The sequence below is a fragment of the Sphingomonas sp. GW821-FHT02B09 genome (genome assembly GCF_059421875.1).
Genome location: NZ_JBWKVV010000001.1, coordinates 148846 through 164405, shown reverse-complemented (window position 1 = coordinate 164405; position 15560 = coordinate 148846). Strand labels below are relative to the sequence as shown.

The following is a 15560-nucleotide window of genomic DNA, read 5'->3' as shown; positions in this document are numbered from 1 at the left end:
TTACCCTACGCCGTATTCCCGATGCCTGAGTAGCACCGCCGATGATCGGTCGCTCCGCGATCGCAAAGACCCACAACCGGCCATTAAGGTAGCGCTCGCTCCTTTCCGCGACCCGCCATCAATTCATGTTTGTCGCACGTCCCTTTTCCAAGAGGATCAAAGGCAAGCAGGGTCGTTTGGGCGCAGGTGCTCGGACCCGATCGGATCCGCTGATGTAGCCTGGTTCGACAGCTAGTCATCCGTCCGGGACCATGTCCGAATGGCGAATTGACCCAAATCGATTACGTTTGTAGTCATTCGCTATGAACAAGCTTTGGTCAGCACTCGGGGGCTTCGCCCTGCTTCTTCCGGGCGCAGCGCCGGCGCAGCTTCATCCGATCAAAACCGCTAGCGCGCTGCAGTCGGCTCCCGCCCGCTTTGCGGCGGGCATCGACACCGTGGTCGCCGATCAGATGCGCCGTCGGGCGATCCCCGGCATGCAGGTCGCCGTCGTCCGCAATGGCCGCATCATCTACGACAAGGTGTTCGGAGTCGCCGATGTCGAGACGAAGACGATGGTGACACCCGCGACCGCCTTCACCCTCAACTCTGCGACCAAGAGCTTTACCGGGGTTGCAATTATGCAGTTGGTCCAGGACGGAAAGGTCTCGCTTGACGCGCCGATCGGGCGCTACCTCGACGACCTTCCCTTCGCATGGCAGCCAATTACTGTGTCGCAGCTGCTCTCGCACCTATCGGGACTGCCCGACGTGCTGATCCAGCCTAAGGGTCAGGGCACGGGCTCGCTGGTCGGCGACGGAGACGAGGCGTCCGCCTGGACGGCGGTGAAGGCGATGCCCTTCCAGTCGGCGATGGGCACACGCTTCAGCTACAATCAGACCAACTACGTGCTGCTAGGTAAGATCATCGACCGGGTGTCGGGCATGCCGTTTACGCGGTTCATCCAGCGACGCCAGTTTGCGCTCGCTGGGATGCGCTACGCGGCGTTCGGCGATGGGCGCGACGTAATGCCGGGTCGGGCGCGCACCTACCGCTATCGCGGCGGCGCGGTGCAAAAGCAGACGCGAGCGATCGAACATGGCTGGGACGAGTTCTCTCCCTTCATGCGTACCGCGGGCGGGCTCAACGCAAGTGCCGGCGATGTCGCACGCTGGCTGATCGCACTGCGTAACGGCACGCTGCTGTCACCTGCGAACCGACAGGCATTGTGGAACCCCGGTCGCCTCAACGACGGCCACCCCGGCCCGTGGGCGATGGGCTGGCCCGTGTCCGACCATGGCGGCCATCCGGTCGCGGCGGGCATCGGTGGCCGCCGCTCGGCCATCTTCGTCTATTCGCGCGACGACTTGGCGATAGTTGTGCTCACCAACCTCGCGGGCGCCAACCCGGAAGAGTTCATCGACGAGATCGCGGGGCAGTTCCTGCCCGACCTGCTGGCGTCGAACGGCGGCGGCCTTCCGCTGCCCGTGAAACGTCTCAGGACCGCCCTGATCGCCGACGGCTTCACCAATCCGATGCGAATCTACGATCGTCTCAAGCGGAAGCCGGACTTCCGAGTGAGCGAGGACGATCTCAACGTCTGGGGCGGTATGCTGCTCGATGCCGGCGACGCGAGGCAGGCGGTCGCGGTGTTCGGCCTCAACGCCACGCTTCACCCGGACAGCGCCAACGCGCTCGACAGCCTCGCGATGGGATATGAGGCCGCGACCGACCGCCCGCACGCGATCGCCAACTACGAGGCGTCTCTGAGGCGCGATCCCGACAACGACCACGCGGCTGCCCGATTGCAGTATTGAAGGAACAGGCGAAATGAGACGTCCAACCGGGCTATCGGCGTTTGCCGCGCTAGGTCTCGAACGCAGCACGGCAAGCCGTTCATCGAGGCGTATCTGCCCCAGCTTACCGAAATCGAGATCGTTTCCTCCGCCGCGACACTCGACGCGACGCCGGAGGGCTATTGAGGACATGACCATGCACAAGGGCTTGATCGCACTCACCATTCCGTTGCTAGCCGCCGCAGCTGAGCCGCTCCGCGACTGGTCGGCAACGCTGCGGGCCGATGCGACCGCGTTCCACGACGCGATAGCGGCGAACCATCCGGGCCCGGTCAATCGCCTCGACCCCCGTTTCACCGAGCGCAATGATGCCGGGCTCGCACTGGCGCTGCGCCGGGCGGCGAACGCACGCGACTATCTTGCCTATCTGTGGGCGATGCGCGCTTATGTCGCTGGCTTCGACGACGGCCATGTCGCGTTCGATGTCAACCAGCCGGTGCCGCTGCCGCTGCGCTGGCCGGGCTTCCTGACCACGCTCGACGGTGCCGAGCGGGCGGTGGTTGTCACCCGTGCCGACGACGTTGCCCTGCCGCTTGGCGCCGAGCTGGTAAGCTGCGACGGCATCCCCGCGAAGACCCTCGCCATGCGGAACGTCGGCGATTTCCGCGGCCGCTGGAGTCTTTTCAGCCAGCGGGCCTCAACCGCGGGCCGCCTGTTCATCGACGCGGGCAACCCGTACGTACGTCGCCCCGCACGCTGCCGCTTCACGGTAGACGGCAGATCGCGCGAGGTCGTGTTGCAATGGCGCGACCTGCCCGACGCCGAGTTGGACACCCGCTTCGCGGCGGCGAGCCCGCGCGCGCATCCCGAGATCGGCGGGACGACGCTGCCCGATGGCACTCGCTGGTTCACGCTCTCGGGTTTTGACAGCGACCCTATGGGTAAGGATGCCAAAGCTCTGGTGCCGCTGATCGCGAGCATGAAGGCCGATGCCGCAGGGCTCGCGGCGGCGCCGCGCATCGTGCTCGACCTGCGCGGCAACAATGGCGGCTCGTCCGACTGGTCGAGACAGGTTGCGACGATCCTATGGGGCGCCGCTGCGATTCGGAGGCTGCCATCGGATAGCGAGGCGGTCGACTGGCGCGTGTCGCCAGGCAATCTTGCGACGATCGACGGCTATCGCTCCGCCTGGCGAGCGGCGCCGGACGCTTCGCCCGAGGCGATGCGCTGGGGTGATCGTGTCTCTGCGGGGCTCAAAGGCGCGCTCGCGCGGGGCGACACGCTGTGGCGGGAGGCCGATGACGGGGGCGCGGCGCCGGCCACCGATATTGGGGCTCCCGTGCTGCCGCCGAAGGGCCGGGTGTACGTGCTGACCGACCTCGGCTGCGCGTCCGCCTGCCTCGACGCGGTTGACCTGTGGACTGCGCTCGGCGCGGTGCAGATCGGGCAGGAGACGGGCGCCGACTCGCTCTATATGGACATCCGCCGCGTCCCCTTGCCGAGCGGCTTCGCGCAGGCGATCGTGCCGATGAAGGTCTATCGCGGCCGCAAGCGCGGATCGAACGTCCCTGCGGTGCCGGTTCACCGTTACACCGGCGACATGCGCGACACTCCCGCGCTGCAACGATGGGTCGCGAGCCTCTCGTGAGTGCGCCGGACTGGGGCGCCACGGAAACGCGGGTCCGAACGCCGCGAATGCCACAATTTTCCCGAGCGAGGTAGCGCGCGGTCGACGGATCGGTGGGCCATCACCTGGTGGGGCCGAGCTGGAGCGTTCGGTCGCTCTCTACGCAGTCGGGCCCAACGGGAATGGCCGCCCGACGAGCGGTAAAGCGAGGGCTGCTCTCCCGCATCCGCCGCCACTGCGCTATCGCTCGGCAATGGCTAGGAAGAAGCGCTACCTGACCGCGACGATGGCCGACGGCTATGTGAAAACGATCGGCCCCACGGCTGCGCCTTTCACCCATTACTGGCGTATCGTCGCGCATCTTCACAATGGCAGGACCGAGGTGTTCTGGGGTCACACAGCATCCGCAAAGGAGGCGGCCAGCAAGAAGGCCTTACTGGAAGAAGCGGCGAAGCGGCACGGATGGAGAAGCTTCGACTTTGAGGTCGTCGAACTTGAGGAACATTCCCGCTTCCTCAGCAACGAACCTATTTAGCGCTAGTCGGCCGTTCGGGATCTCACCTGACCGAGCGCATCAGCCAATTAGATGGGCGGCTTCGATCCGCAAGCGGACACTCTTGGGGCATTTCCCTCTGCCCAGCTTCGGACGTCCGTTCACGTAATGCTATGACAACGGTTGTCCGACTACCGGCGTTCTAAGGCAGCTAGCGCTCAAGGTATTGGCTGGCGACACCATGTGCGCCAGCCAGTTACCATTGTCAGAGTTCTCGTCATTCGCATTGGTGCGCTTCCGCACAAGATCGGCCACGGTGTCTGTGTCGAGCATGTAGCGGGTACGGCTTACAGATCGATTTTCTTAAGCGGCAGCAGCGCGTTGTCGAGATCGTCGGGAAGGCCATCGGCAGGATCGAGGGAGGATAACGATCGAAGCGTATCGAGCAGATTGGGTCGAGGTTCCGGCGCAATGATGAGGCGATCACCTTCCTTGTGGATCAGGACGCGACTGCCGGAAAATTCGAACTCCGCCGGTATGCGAACAGCCTGGCTCCGGTTGTTGCGAAATAGCGTCGCTTCGCGGATGTCGCGGTGCAGAGCGGGCTCGGCCATCTCGAAACCTCCGTAGTACATGCCATGTATATACCACGAATGAAGGCGTTTCCAAACGCTGCGATCATTCCCCTTAGGGAGCTCCGCGCAGCATTCAGCGTTTGCATATTAGGAATGCCAAACGAAACTGCCGGGACTTTCCCATCAAGATCGAATTTGGGTGCCAGACAGGTAGACGAGACAGTGCGCGTCAAGACGCCGCAACGACAAATTCGCGAGGTAACCGCGGACTTGCTCAGGCTGATCGCTCGCCGTCGGCATGTTCTCGAGCGCGAGCATACGGCCCTAGAGCCGAACGAGGACGTCAAGGTTGCCGACCCTCGGGATCGTGATCGTCGGCGCCTTCAGTATCACCAGCGCGTCGTCGAGATCGCGGCGCCATTCTTCGTCAAGCTCAAGCCACCGCATGAACCCGTCGAGGAATGCCCTGCCCTGCTCGTGCGATCCTTGCGAGTTGAGGAGCCATACTAGAATTCGTGACAATCCCCCTTCTCTGGTGGTGTCCAATTTGGCGCGGCTCTGCTCCCGCCCCCTGACAGTCGGTTACGTGGCTCAGCGAAAGTGGAAGACCCCGCCTGCTTCGGCCGCGACAAACCGTTCGGGCGCAACGCCTGCGTCGTTTAACGCCGCGGCCAATTCCTCCACTGGCGCCTCACGCGCCTCGTCGGTAAGGTGGAACGTCCCCCAATGGATACCGAGCGCGCGATCTGCGCCGACATCCGAGAAGATCCGCACCGCCTCGGCCGGATTGACGTGCTGGGCCGCCATGAACCAGCGCGGCGCATAGGCACCGATCGGGATCAGCGCGACATCGGGTGCCCCGAGGCGTATTTGAACCTCGCCGAAGATGCGACCATCGCCATAGCCCGTGTCGCCGACGAACCAGATCGCGCCGGCGGGTGTCTCGAGGTAATGGCCGCCCCACAGCATCATCCGCGTGTCGCTCGGCCAGCGGTTCGACCAGTGATAGGCGGGAGTCACCGTCGTCGCGATGCCGTCGCCAAGCGCCAGCCGGCCCCACCAGTCGCCGGTGATGCAACGGGCTGCCGGCACAGCCGTCCGCACGATCGCATCGTTGCCGAGCGGCATCACCATCAGCGGGTCGTGGAGCGCGTGCAGCCGCTGCAGTGTCGCGACATCGAGATGATCGTAATGGCCGTGGCTGAGCAGCACGACGTCGATCGGCGGCAGGTCATCGAAAGCGATCCCCGGCGCCGTCACCCGCTTCGGTCCGACCCGGCGGAACGGGCTTGCCCGCTCCGACCAGACCGGATCGGTCAGGATGTTGCAGCCTGCGGCCTGAATGAGCAGCGAGGCATGGCCGACCATCGTGATCCGGAGCCCGGCGACGCGTGCCTTGGGTTTGGCCGGGACGATCGGCACCGAGGCTGGCCATTTTGCCGCACGGCCGCCGAGCTTCCAGCGCAGCATGTCGGAGATACCGCGATCGGTGCTTGCCTGACCGGGATTGAAGAAGCGGATGCCGTCGAAATGATCGCTCGGCGGGCCGTCGTAATAGCGATTGCGGGCCATCGGTCAGGCGACTTGCATCAATTGCGAAGGATAGGCGGTGAGCAGCGTCACGGCCTCTTCGACCGGCGCGGTCAGCCAGCGTTCCTGATCCTCGGCGAGCAGGATCACCGGCATCGCCTTGGGGTGTTTCGGCGCGACGAGCGGATTGGGCTCGGTGGTGCAAAAGGCATAGACGCGGTCGTGGTCGGCATCGACCTTCCACAGGCCGGCGAAGCACGGCACCGGCTGGTCCTCGACGGTGAACCACCAGTTGGTGTCGCCCGGCCCCTGCCGGTCGGACACAGCCTTGGGTTCGGCGAAGCGGGTGAAGGGCACGAGGCAGCGATGCTCTGACCGCAGCAGCCAGGGCTTCCATAAATTGTTGTGCAGATTGCGGGCGTTGGTCCACCAGTCGTAGAGGAACGGCAGTTCCCCCTCGCGCGCGGCACGCTTGCGGGGTTTCCGCGTCGGGAAGCCCCAGCGCATCGTGCTCAGCACGCGCCGGCCCTCTTCGTAGCGCACGACGTAGCCGGGCTTGCCGGGGGCGGCATAGTCCTTCTCGATACCCAGCACATTGGCCGCGTCGTCGACCGCGGCGAGCGCATCGAAATAGCCGCGCGGATCGACCTTCAAGTTATAGAGATTGCACATCTCCGTCTTCGATCACGAGCGATGGCGCGAGACAAGCTTCTTCCACGTTGCCTTGTCCGGATAGGGCAGCGGCGCGCCGGTCGGCGGTTCGCGACCGACCGTGACGCGCGGTCGCGCTGTTGCTTTCTGCTCACGGCAGCCGGCGCAGCACAGGCGGGCTGCCACTGCGGGCAGGCCATCGTCCCAGCCGCGCCGGATGAACATCCACCACAGGCACACCGCATCCAGCACCCGGACATGACCGCAGCGCGGGCACGTCAGGCGCAACGTCCGCTTGTACAGCGCGCATTGCTCGAGCGTGCGCAGGCGGCGCCCGACATGGTCGTAGTCCGCGTGCGCTGACCCCGTCGGAGCTGCGGCCCCGGCAGCGTCGATCCCGTTTCGGTTCACCGAATCCCTCCCGTAACGCCTTGACCCTTCGTCAACAATTCTGGAACATATAGCGAACAGATGAGTCGCAACAGTCATGTCCGCTAACCCCCAATCCGATGAGGCCCTGGCCCGCTTGCGCGAAGAGCTGGGTGCCGTGCGCGGGCCGAAGCTGGCGGTTCTGCCCTTCGACATCGATGCGATCGACAGGCGACTCGCCGAGGGCGGACTCGTGCTGGGTGGCCTGCACGAGGTGTCGCCGGCGACGCCGACGCTCACCGACGATGCCGCGGCGACGCTCTTTTCCGTCGGCATCGCTGCCCGCGCTGCGGCGCGGTCCGGCAAGCGCGTGCTCTGGGCGCTGACCCGCTTCGACCTCTACGCCCCCGGTCTGGAGCAGGCCGGGCTCGACCCGGCGACGCTGCTGTTCGTCGAGGCGCACGACGACAAACACGTGCTCGCCGTCATGGAAGACGGCCTGCGCCACGGCGGCCTCGCCGCGGTCGTCGGCGAGGTCAAGCGGGCCGATATGGTCGCGACGCGGCGGCTGCAGCTTGCTGCGATGAGCGGCCACGCTCCGGCGCTGCTCGCGCGCCGCTGGCGCAAGGCGGGCGTCGAGCCCCTGTCCGACCTCTCCGCGGCGATGACGCGCTGGCGGATCGCCTGCGCGCCGTCCGAGCGGCTGCCGGCCCCCGGCGTCGGCCGGGCACGCTGGACCGTCGACCTCGCGCGCCAACGCGGCGGTCCCCCCTTCACCCTGCAACTGGAGGCATGCGATGACACGGGTCGCCTCGCTCTACCTGCCGCACCTCGCCATCGAGCGACTGCGCCGGCTCGAGCGACCGCGCGCGCTGCCTGAACCGCAGCCTGCGCCATTGCTGCCGATCGACGACGACCCTGGTGCCTGTTCGGTGCCGCGGGGCGGCGGCTGGCGCCCGGGCGCACGCTGGGCGCGCGACGACGGCGCACGTGCAGCGATCGAAGATCAGACTGCGGCGCTGCCGCGCCACCAGCAGCCGACGATGCGCGAACTCGGTCGGCGCTCCGAGGCGGCGGATCATCCGTTCAAGCGACCGGTGCCGGCAGGCGGCACGCGCAGCCCCTTGCCGGTGGCCGTGCCGGTCGCGCATGCGGTGCCGCTGGTCCTCGCGGAGCAGGCCGGTCAACGCCACGTCATCACCGCCGCCTGTCCCGTCGCGCTTTCACTCGGCCTGATACCCGGCATGGCGGTGACGCAGGCGCGCGCGCTGGTCGCCGAGGTCGACGTGCGTGCCGCCGATCCCGCCGCCGATCGCGCCGTGCTCAACAGCCTCGCGCTGCATGCGGTGCGGCATTGGACGCCCACCGCCGCGGCGAGTGGCGCGGACGGGCTGTGGATCGAGCTGACCGGTACGGCGCACCTTCATGGCGGCGAGGCGCGCTTCTGCCGGCGGCTGGTCCGCTTCTGCCGGCGCTTCGGCTATACTGCACGCGTTGCGGTGGCGGGAACGCCGGGCGCCGCGCACGCGCTCGCACGGTTCGGGCGCGACGCGATCAGCGCCATCCCGAACGGCGGCGAGGCGCAGGCGCTCGCCGGCCTGCCGCCCGCCGCGCTGCGCCTGACGCCCGAGGCGCTGACCGCCGCGGCGCGGTTCGGGCTCGACCGGATCGCCGATCTGCTGCCGCTGCCGCGCGGTCCCCTCGCGCGCCGGCTGGGGCTCGCCAGCGTGCGCCGTCTCGACGAGGCGCTCGGCCGGGTGGCGGAACCGATCGTGCCGGTCGTCCCGGAGGAGACGCCGCTGGCCCGCCGCCGCCTGCTCGAGCCGATCGGCACCGCCGAGGCGATCGAACACGTCATCCGCGATCTTCTCGCCGATATGATCGGGCTGCTGCAGGAGCGCGGCGCCGGCGCCCGCACGTTGCTGCTCGTCATCGAGCGGATCGACGGCAGCGAGCAGCGGCTCGCCATCGGCACGTCGCGACCGACGCGCGACGCGAGCCATCTCGCCCGTCTTTTCCACCTCAGAATCGAGACGATCGATCCGGGTGACGGGATCGAGACGATGCGGCTCGCCGCCACCCGTACCGATCCGCTCGGCGCGACCGCGCTCGCCGCGAGCCTCGCCGGCGACGATGCGCCGCCGGATGTCACGACGCTGGTAGACCAGATCGCAGGCCGCTTGGGTGATGCGGCTCTGTTTACCGCCGCACCGGTGGAGAGCGACGTGCCCGAGCGCGCCGTCCGTCGCACCGCACCGCTCGCTGCCCCGACCGGCTGGCCCGCGTGGCGGCGGCCGGTGCGGCTCCTCAACCGGCCCGAACCCCTGGTCGGCGTGCTGGCCTTGCTGCCGGACGCACCGCCCCGGCGCTTCACATGGCGTGGCCAAGTCCATGCCGTCGTCGCCGGCGACGGCCCCGAGCGCATCCACGGCGAATGGTGGCGGCGCGACGGCGAGCTATGGGCGGTGCGCGACTATTTCCGCGTCGAGGACGATACCGGCGCGCGCTTCTGGCTGTTCCGCCGCGGCGATGGCGTCGATGGCGCGACCGGCGACCTGAGCTGGTATCTGCATGGGCTGTTCGGCTGATGGCGACCCAGACGACCTATGTCGAACTCCAGGTCACCAGCCATTTCTCGTTCCTGCGTGGTGCCTCCAGCCCCGACGAACTGTTCGCGGCCGCGGCGCTGCTCGGTCATGCCGCGCTCGGGCTGACCGATCTCGGCAGCGTCGCCGGGCTGGTCCGTGGCTGGGAGGCACAGAAAGCGACCGGCGTGCGGATGATCGCGGGCGCGCGGGTGCGGCTCGACGACGGGCGCATGCTGCTGCTCTACCCGACCGACAAGCCCGCCTGGTCACGCCTCACCCGTCTGCTCACGCTCGGCAAGTCGCGCGCCGGCAAGGGCGGCTGCGCGCTGGCGTGGGAGGATGTCGTCACCTGGAACGCGGGGCTGATCGCCATCCTGCTTCCCGATCTGCCCGGTGACGCCACCCGTAGCGATCTCGGCGACCTGCACGAGGTATTCGGGGACCGTGGCTATTGTGCGCTTACCTTCCGGCGACGGCCCGACGATGCGATGCGCCTGCACGACCTCGCCCGGCAGGCGTCCGACGCAGGGGTCGCAACTGTCGCGGTCGGCGACATCCTCTATCATGCGCCCGACGCACGGCTGCTGCAGGACGTCGTCACCGCGATCCGCGAGAAATGTACCGTCGATACGCTGGGTTACCGCCGCGAACGCCACGCCGACCGGCACCTCAAATCCCCGGAAGAGATGGAGCGTCGCTTCGCCGCCTTCCCCGACGCGATCCGCGCCACCGCCGAGATCGCGCGCCGCTGCACCTTCGACCTTGGTGAGCTGAGCTACCAATATCCCGACGAGCGCGTCGTCGACGGGCTGACCGCGCAGCAGGCGCTCGAACAGCTCACCGAGGCCGCCGTGGAACGCCGGTTTCCCGACGGCGTGCCCGCCCAATACCGGACGCAGATCGATCACGAACTGCGGCTGATCGCAGAACTCGCTTATGCGCCCTACTTCCTGACCGTGAACAGCATCGTCGCCGAAAGCCGACGCCGCGGCATCCTGTGCCAGGGCCGGGGCTCCGCGGCGAACAGCTGCGTCTGCTTCATGCTCGGCATCACCTCGATCGACCCGATCAAGCACGAGCTGTTGTTCGAGCGCTTCATCTCGGGCGAGCGCCGCGAGCCGCCCGACATCGACGTCGACTTCGAGCATGAGCGCCGCGAGGAGATCATCCAGTGGATCTATGAGACCTATGGCCGCACCCATGCCGCACTGACTGCGGTCGTCACCCGCTATCGCGCGCGTGGCGCGGTGCGCGAGGTCGGCAAGGCGCTGGGACTGCCCGAAGATCTCACCAAGGCATTGGCCGGACTGGTGTGGGGCTGGAGCCAGGAAGGCGTCGGCGAGAAACAGGTCCAGCAGCTCAACCTCAACATGGAGGATCGCCGGCTCAGGCTGGCGCTCGACCTCGCCCGCAAGCTGATCGGCACGCCGCGGCATTTGTCCCAGCATCCCGGCGGCTTCGTGCTGACGCACGACCGGCTCGACGATCTCGTGCCCATCGAACCCGCCGCGATGATCGACCGGCAGGTGATCGAATGGGACAAGGACGACATCGATGCGCTCAAGTTCATGAAGGTCGACGTGCTCGGCCTCGGCATGCTCGGCTGCATGAACCGCGCCTTCAATATGCTGGAGGAGGCCAAGGGCATCCGCGTCGGCATGGCCGACCTGCAGGACGACGATCCCGACGTCTATGCGATGATCCAGAAGGCCGACACGCTCGGGACCTTCCAGATCGAGTCCCGCGCGCAGATGAGCATGTTGCCGCGGATGAAGCCGGCGCGCTTCTACGATCTCGTCATTGAGGTGGCGATCGTCCGGCCGGGGCCGATCCAGGGCGACATGGTCCACCCCTATTTGCGTCGCCGCGAAGGGCGCGAGAAACCGGACTATCCGCGGCCCGAGCTGCGCGCAGTGCTCGAGAAAACGCTCGGCGTACCGCTCTTCCAGGAGCAGGCGATGAAGGTCGCGATCGTCGGGGCGGGCTTCACCCCGGCCGAGGCGGATCAGCTGCGCCGTGCGATGGCGACGTTCAAGTTCACTGGCGGGGTCAGCCACTTCTTCGACAAGCTGGTCGGCGGGATGGTCGAGCGCGGTTACCCCCGCGACTTCGCCGAACGCACGTTCAAGCAGATCGAGGGGTTCGGCAGCTATGGCTTCCCCGAGAGCCACGCGGCCAGCTTCGCCAAGATCGCCTATGCGAGCTGCTGGATGAAGCATCATCATCCCGACGTGTTCTGCGCTGCGCTGCTCAACGCGCAGCCGATGGGCTTCTATGCGCCGGCACAGGTCGTTCGTGACGCTCGAGATCACGGTGTCGAGGTTCGCCCGGCCTGCATCAACGCCAGCCGCTGGGATTGCACGCTGGAGCCGGGCCGTGGCCGCTATCTCGCCGTGCGCCTCGGGTTGCGGCAGGTCCGTGGCCTCGCCAACGCGCACGGCGCGGCGATCGTCACCGCACGTGGGCAGATGCCGTTCGGCTCGGTCGAGGAGGTCTGGCGCCGCGCCGGCGTGCCGCGCGCGGCGATCGAACGGCTGGCCGAGGCGGACGCCTTTCATGCGCTGGGCGAGGACCGGCGGCAGGGCCTATGGAAGGTGAAGGGACTCGGCGACGCGCCCTTGCCCCTGTTCGCCGCCGCCGACGCGCGGGAGTCGCTGTTCAGCCCGGAAGGGCTTGAGCCTGACGTCAGCCTGCGGCCCCTGTCCGACGGCCGCGAGGTCGTCGAGGATTACCGCGCCTTGCAACTGTCGCTGCGCGCGCACCCGCTGGCTTTCCTGCGGCGGGATCTGATCCGGCGTGGCATTACGCGCTGCGCCGACCTTGCGAACATCAAGGATGGCCGTCACGTCGAGGTGGCCGGGATCATCCTCGTCCGTCAGAAGCCGGGATCGGCCAAGGGCGTGCTGTTCATCACCATCGAGGACGAGACGGGAATCGCCAACGGCATCCTGTGGCCCGACCGCTTCGAGGCGCAGCGTCGCACCGTGATGTCGGCGGCGATGATCGGGATGAAGGGGCGCGTGCAGAAGGAGGGACAGGTGATCCACGTCATCTGTGACCGGATCATCGACCATGGACCGCTGCTCGCGCAGGTCGGACAGATGGATTTCCCGCATGCGACCGGACGTGGTGACGGCGCGCGGCATGCGGGCTCGCCGGACCGCGGCGATGCCGGCTGGAAGCCCGGCCCTCGCGACAGCTATTGGCCGCCGCATAGCACGGGCATGGATCCGGAGGACGTGGTGCGGGTGAAGTCGCGCGACTTCCACTGATCGGTGTCGCGCCATCAACGGATCATCATCGACCTGTCGCTCCATATCCTTCGCGCCGCTGCCGCGCGGTCGGACAAGGGGAAAGTCGACACGATCGAGGTGCGGCTCGCGTTGCGCTGCCTTGTCACGCATTGCCCCGAACGCTGGCCACTCGACATGTTCTGGAATTCGGCCGGAACGGATCACGATATCGGCAGAGCACAAGGGTGTACGGCGGCGCTCAACGGCATCGTGCGGCAGATCGAAGGCGCGGCTCACACGAATTGACCCACAACCAGACATTCACGCCCCTACTCGCCCCAGCCACGAACATCGCGACCTCCAAATACCATGCGCCGGATGGTGAGCGACGCCAGCCCGGCGCTGAAGCCGGGCGGAGGAGCGCTTACCTCATCCAAGCGGGCCATCTGTTCGTGGTCGAGCGTCAGCGAGGCAGCGGCCAAGTTGCCGGTCAGTTGCTCGACGGTCCGCGCGCCGATCAGTGGCGCGGTGACGCCCGGCTTCGCCATTGTCCAGGCAAGCGCCACCTGCGCGGGGGTGCAGCCGACCTCCGCCGCGATCGTCTTCACCACGTCGAGCACGTCCCAGTTGCGATCGGCGAACTTGCTGTCGCCGAACGGATTGGCACCGCTGAGCCTGCCCGTGCCGGCGGTGTCGCCGCGGCGGTACTTGCCCGACAGGAAACCGCCGGCGAGCGGGCTCCACGGCTGCACGCCCATGCCTGCATCCCGCGCTGCCGGAACGTGCTCGGCCTCGACATCGCGTGCGACCAGCGAATATTCGACCTGCATCGCGATCGGACCGGGGATGCCGCGCACCGCGGCGATCGTCGCCGCCTTCATCGCCAGCCAGGCCGGCATGTCCGAAAAGGCGTAGTAGCGGATCTTGCCGGCACGCACGAGCGCGCCGAGCGTCTCGACCAGTTCCTCGGCCGGCGTCACGCCGTCCCAGATGTGCATCCAGTAAAGATCGATATAGTCGGTACCGAGCCGCCGCAGCGACGCGTCGAGCGCACGGTGGATATTCTTGGCACCCGCGCCGCCCGCATTGGGATTGCCGCCGCCGGCCTGCGTCGCCGTCAAAGGGCTGGCCGCGCCGTTGAAGCCGAACTTCGTCGCCAACACCAGCTCGTCGCGCGCGCCGGTCTCCTTGATGAAGCGGCCGACCAGCGCTTCGCTCCCCCCGCCCGAGTAGATGTCGGCGGTGTCGATGAAATTGCCGCCGGCGTCGCGATAGGCGTCGAAGACGGCACGCGCGGTCGCGTCGTCCGCGTTCCACGCGCCAGGGCCGAAGGTCATCGTGCCGAGGGCCAGCGGACTGACGACGAGGCCGGAGCGGCCAAGCGTGCGAGAATGGGTCAGGCTCAAGATGATGCTCCTTGCTTGAGCACCGCAAATGGCACCTCGATGCCACCCGGATTAGGCGTTGCCGCCGGCAAGGGCTTGTGAGCATGATGCAGCAATGCGACGCGGCGACCTCGATGATCTGGCAGCGTTCGCGACCGTCGCGCGCACGCGCAGCTTCACGCGCGCAGGCGCCGAACTCGGGCTCTCGCCGTCAGCGCTGAGCCATGCGATGAAATCATTGGAACTGCGGCTCGGCGTGCGCCTGCTGGCCCGGACGACACGCTCGGTCGCGCCGACGTCAGCCGGCGAGCAACTGCTCCGCTCGCTTGATCCCGCGCTGACCGAGGTCGCCCGCGGGCTTTCACGGCTGGCCGACTGGCGCGACACGCCGGCGGGCGCGGTCCGGCTGGCGACGTTCGGATGGGCCGCGCGCACGATCCTGGCGCCGCACCTGCCCGCCTTCCTGCTCGACCATCCCGATATCTCTGTCGAGGTGATCGTCGAGGATCGCCTGATCGACCTCGTCGCGGGCGGCTTCGACGCCGGGATCCGCCTCGCGCAGGCCGTGGAGGGCGACATGATCGCCGTGCCCGTCGGCCCCGACCTGCGCACGGTCGTGGTCGGCACGCCAGGCTATTTCGCGCGGCACGATCCGCCCGCGACCCCCGCCGCTCTCGAGCGCCACATCTGCGTCAACTACAGGCAGCTCGGCGGCGGCGGGCTTCTCCCGTGGGAGTTCGAGGAGGACGGACGCGACATCAAGGTCCGCGTTGCCGGCCAAATGATCGTCAACGACGAGGCGCTTTCTGCGGCAGCGGTGCGGGCGGGAGCGGGATTGGGCTATATGATGGAGGAGGACGTGGCGGACGAGATCCGGGACGGGCGTCTGGTCCAAGTCCTCGGCCCATGGTGTCCGGCCTATCCCGGCTGCAGGCTCTACTACCCGGATCGTCGGGTCAGCCCGGCGATGCGAGCGCTGGTCGATGCGCTTCGTTGGCAACCGGACTGAATTTTGTAGCCCATCTTACTAGCTCGAAGGATTATTTGAGCTAGAATACATGCCGCGCACATACCAAAATCCTGTCCCAATAAGCCTGTCGATACTTTAGCCCGGCGATAGCGGCTGGCCGGCGGCCATAGTCATGCCAATGCCAGAGGTCGAAGGCTTGTGCTGAAAACGCGGCGAAGACCGGGCGAACTGAAACCAACAAAACGCCCCTTCGTGCGAATTGTCAGCCGAGGCCGCCACCAATTAGCAAAATTCACCTGCTCTGTTCGCTTGCCCAAGGTGTGTTGTGCATGTGGCACGGTTCTCGCATAGCACCGGCAGCAGC

General features: G+C 67.2%; 14 protein-coding genes. 9 read left to right on the top strand and 5 right to left on the bottom strand.

Annotation, left to right across the window (positions count from 1 at the left end; genetic code table 11):
• Window positions 1-302 precede the first annotated feature (302 nt).
• The 3 genes from AC07U4_RS00720 to AC07U4_RS00710 all read left to right on the top strand — a co-directional run bounded on the left by AC07U4_RS00720 (window position 303) and on the right by AC07U4_RS00710 (window position 3937).
• Window positions 303-1796, top strand: coding sequence for a serine hydrolase domain-containing protein (locus AC07U4_RS00720; protein WP_495194077.1), 1494 nt, complete (start codon window positions 303-305; stop codon window positions 1794-1796).
• Window positions 1797-1971: 175 nt separating this feature from the next.
• Window positions 1972-3423, top strand: a complete 1452-nt coding sequence (locus tag AC07U4_RS00715; RefSeq protein ID WP_495194076.1) for a hypothetical protein — start codon at window positions 1972-1974, stop codon at window positions 3421-3423.
• A gap of 232 nt (window positions 3424-3655) precedes the next feature.
• Window positions 3656-3937: a hypothetical protein gene (locus tag AC07U4_RS00710; protein ID WP_495194075.1), complete on the top strand. Its 282-nt coding sequence runs from the start codon at window positions 3656-3658 to the stop codon at window positions 3935-3937.
• 305 nt (window positions 3938-4242) lie between these two features.
• Here the strand turns inward: AC07U4_RS00710 and AC07U4_RS00705 are convergent, their stop codons facing one another.
• The gene (locus AC07U4_RS00705) at window positions 4243-4509 is read right to left on the bottom strand and encodes an antitoxin (protein WP_495194074.1); all 267 of its coding nucleotides are present in this window, start codon (window positions 4507-4509) and stop codon (window positions 4243-4245) included.
• A gap of 183 nt (window positions 4510-4692) precedes the next feature.
• Between AC07U4_RS00705 and AC07U4_RS00700 the strand changes: the two genes are divergently transcribed.
• On the top strand, window positions 4693-4980 hold the full coding sequence (locus AC07U4_RS00700; RefSeq protein ID WP_495194073.1) for a hypothetical protein: 288 nt from the start codon (window positions 4693-4695) through the stop codon (window positions 4978-4980).
• 81 nt (window positions 4981-5061) lie between these two features.
• On the opposite strand, the gene AC07U4_RS00695 is transcribed toward AC07U4_RS00700, so the two are convergent.
• Genes AC07U4_RS00695 through AC07U4_RS00685 form a run of 3 tightly spaced genes read right to left on the bottom strand, consistent with a single transcriptional unit; the run spans window position 5062 to window position 7062 of the window.
• On the bottom strand, window positions 5062-6042 hold the full coding sequence (locus AC07U4_RS00695; protein WP_495194072.1) for an MBL fold metallo-hydrolase: 981 nt from the start codon (window positions 6040-6042) through the stop codon (window positions 5062-5064).
• 3 nt (window positions 6043-6045) lie between these two features.
• Window positions 6046-6672, bottom strand: coding sequence for an SOS response-associated peptidase family protein (locus AC07U4_RS00690; RefSeq protein ID WP_495194071.1), 627 nt, complete (start codon window positions 6670-6672; stop codon window positions 6046-6048).
• A 12-nt stretch (window positions 6673-6684) separates the two neighbouring features.
• Complete coding sequence (locus AC07U4_RS00685) at window positions 6685-7062, bottom strand: hypothetical protein (protein ID WP_495194070.1); 378 nt, start codon at window positions 7060-7062, stop codon at window positions 6685-6687.
• A gap of 115 nt (window positions 7063-7177) precedes the next feature.
• On the opposite strand from AC07U4_RS00685, the gene AC07U4_RS00680 reads away from it, so the two are divergent.
• From AC07U4_RS00680 to AC07U4_RS00665, 4 genes are read left to right on the top strand one after another with little or no spacing between them, the layout of a single operon-like run.
• A complete protein-coding gene (locus tag AC07U4_RS00680) occupies window positions 7178-7900 on the top strand; it encodes an ImuA family protein (RefSeq protein ID WP_495194069.1) in 723 nt (240 codons plus the stop codon).
• Window positions 7818-9608, top strand: a complete 1791-nt coding sequence (locus tag AC07U4_RS00675; protein ID WP_495194068.1) for a Y-family DNA polymerase — start codon at window positions 7818-7820, stop codon at window positions 9606-9608. The genes AC07U4_RS00680 and AC07U4_RS00675 overlap by 83 nt, the downstream gene beginning before the upstream one ends.
• Window positions 9608-12880 (top strand): error-prone DNA polymerase, encoded by a 3273-nt coding sequence (locus tag AC07U4_RS00670; RefSeq protein ID WP_495194067.1) that lies wholly within the window; start codon window positions 9608-9610, stop codon window positions 12878-12880. The genes AC07U4_RS00675 and AC07U4_RS00670 overlap by 1 nt, the downstream gene beginning before the upstream one ends.
• A gap of 3 nt (window positions 12881-12883) precedes the next feature.
• Window positions 12884-13147, top strand: a complete 264-nt coding sequence (locus tag AC07U4_RS00665; protein ID WP_137898897.1) for a hypothetical protein — start codon at window positions 12884-12886, stop codon at window positions 13145-13147.
• Window positions 13148-13170: 23 nt separating this feature from the next.
• On the opposite strand, the gene AC07U4_RS00660 is transcribed toward AC07U4_RS00665, so the two are convergent.
• Window positions 13171-14247, bottom strand: a complete 1077-nt coding sequence (locus AC07U4_RS00660) for an aldo/keto reductase (protein ID WP_495194066.1) — start codon at window positions 14245-14247, stop codon at window positions 13171-13173.
• A gap of 94 nt (window positions 14248-14341) precedes the next feature.
• On the opposite strand from AC07U4_RS00660, the gene AC07U4_RS00655 reads away from it, so the two are divergent.
• Window positions 14342-15235: a LysR family transcriptional regulator gene (locus AC07U4_RS00655; protein ID WP_495194065.1), complete on the top strand. Its 894-nt coding sequence runs from the start codon at window positions 14342-14344 to the stop codon at window positions 15233-15235.
• Window positions 15236-15560: the final 325 nt, after the last annotated feature.

What these genes read in the sequence shown, in the direction of transcription:
- AC07U4_RS00695 (WP_495194072.1), bottom strand. Translation starts at nt 6,042, where the DNA reads ATGGCCCGCAATCGCTATTACGACGGCCCGCCGAGCGATCATTTCGAC.
- AC07U4_RS00705 (WP_495194074.1), bottom strand. Translation starts at nt 4,509, where the DNA reads ATGGCCGAGCCCGCTCTGCACCGCGACATCCGCGAAGCGACGCTATTT.
- AC07U4_RS00710 (WP_495194075.1), top strand. Translation starts at nt 3,656, where the DNA reads ATGGCTAGGAAGAAGCGCTACCTGACCGCGACGATGGCCGACGGCTAT.
- AC07U4_RS00670 (WP_495194067.1), top strand. Translation starts at nt 9,608, where the DNA reads ATGGCGACCCAGACGACCTATGTCGAACTCCAGGTCACCAGCCATTTC.
- AC07U4_RS00690 (WP_495194071.1), bottom strand. Translation starts at nt 6,672, where the DNA reads ATGTGCAATCTCTATAACTTGAAGGTCGATCCGCGCGGCTATTTCGAT.
- AC07U4_RS00675 (WP_495194068.1), top strand. Translation starts at nt 7,818, where the DNA reads ATGACACGGGTCGCCTCGCTCTACCTGCCGCACCTCGCCATCGAGCGA.
- AC07U4_RS00655 (WP_495194065.1), top strand. Translation starts at nt 14,342, where the DNA reads ATGCGACGCGGCGACCTCGATGATCTGGCAGCGTTCGCGACCGTCGCG.
- AC07U4_RS00715 (WP_495194076.1), top strand. Translation starts at nt 1,972, where the DNA reads ATGCACAAGGGCTTGATCGCACTCACCATTCCGTTGCTAGCCGCCGCA.
- AC07U4_RS00720 (WP_495194077.1), top strand. Translation starts at nt 303, where the DNA reads ATGAACAAGCTTTGGTCAGCACTCGGGGGCTTCGCCCTGCTTCTTCCG.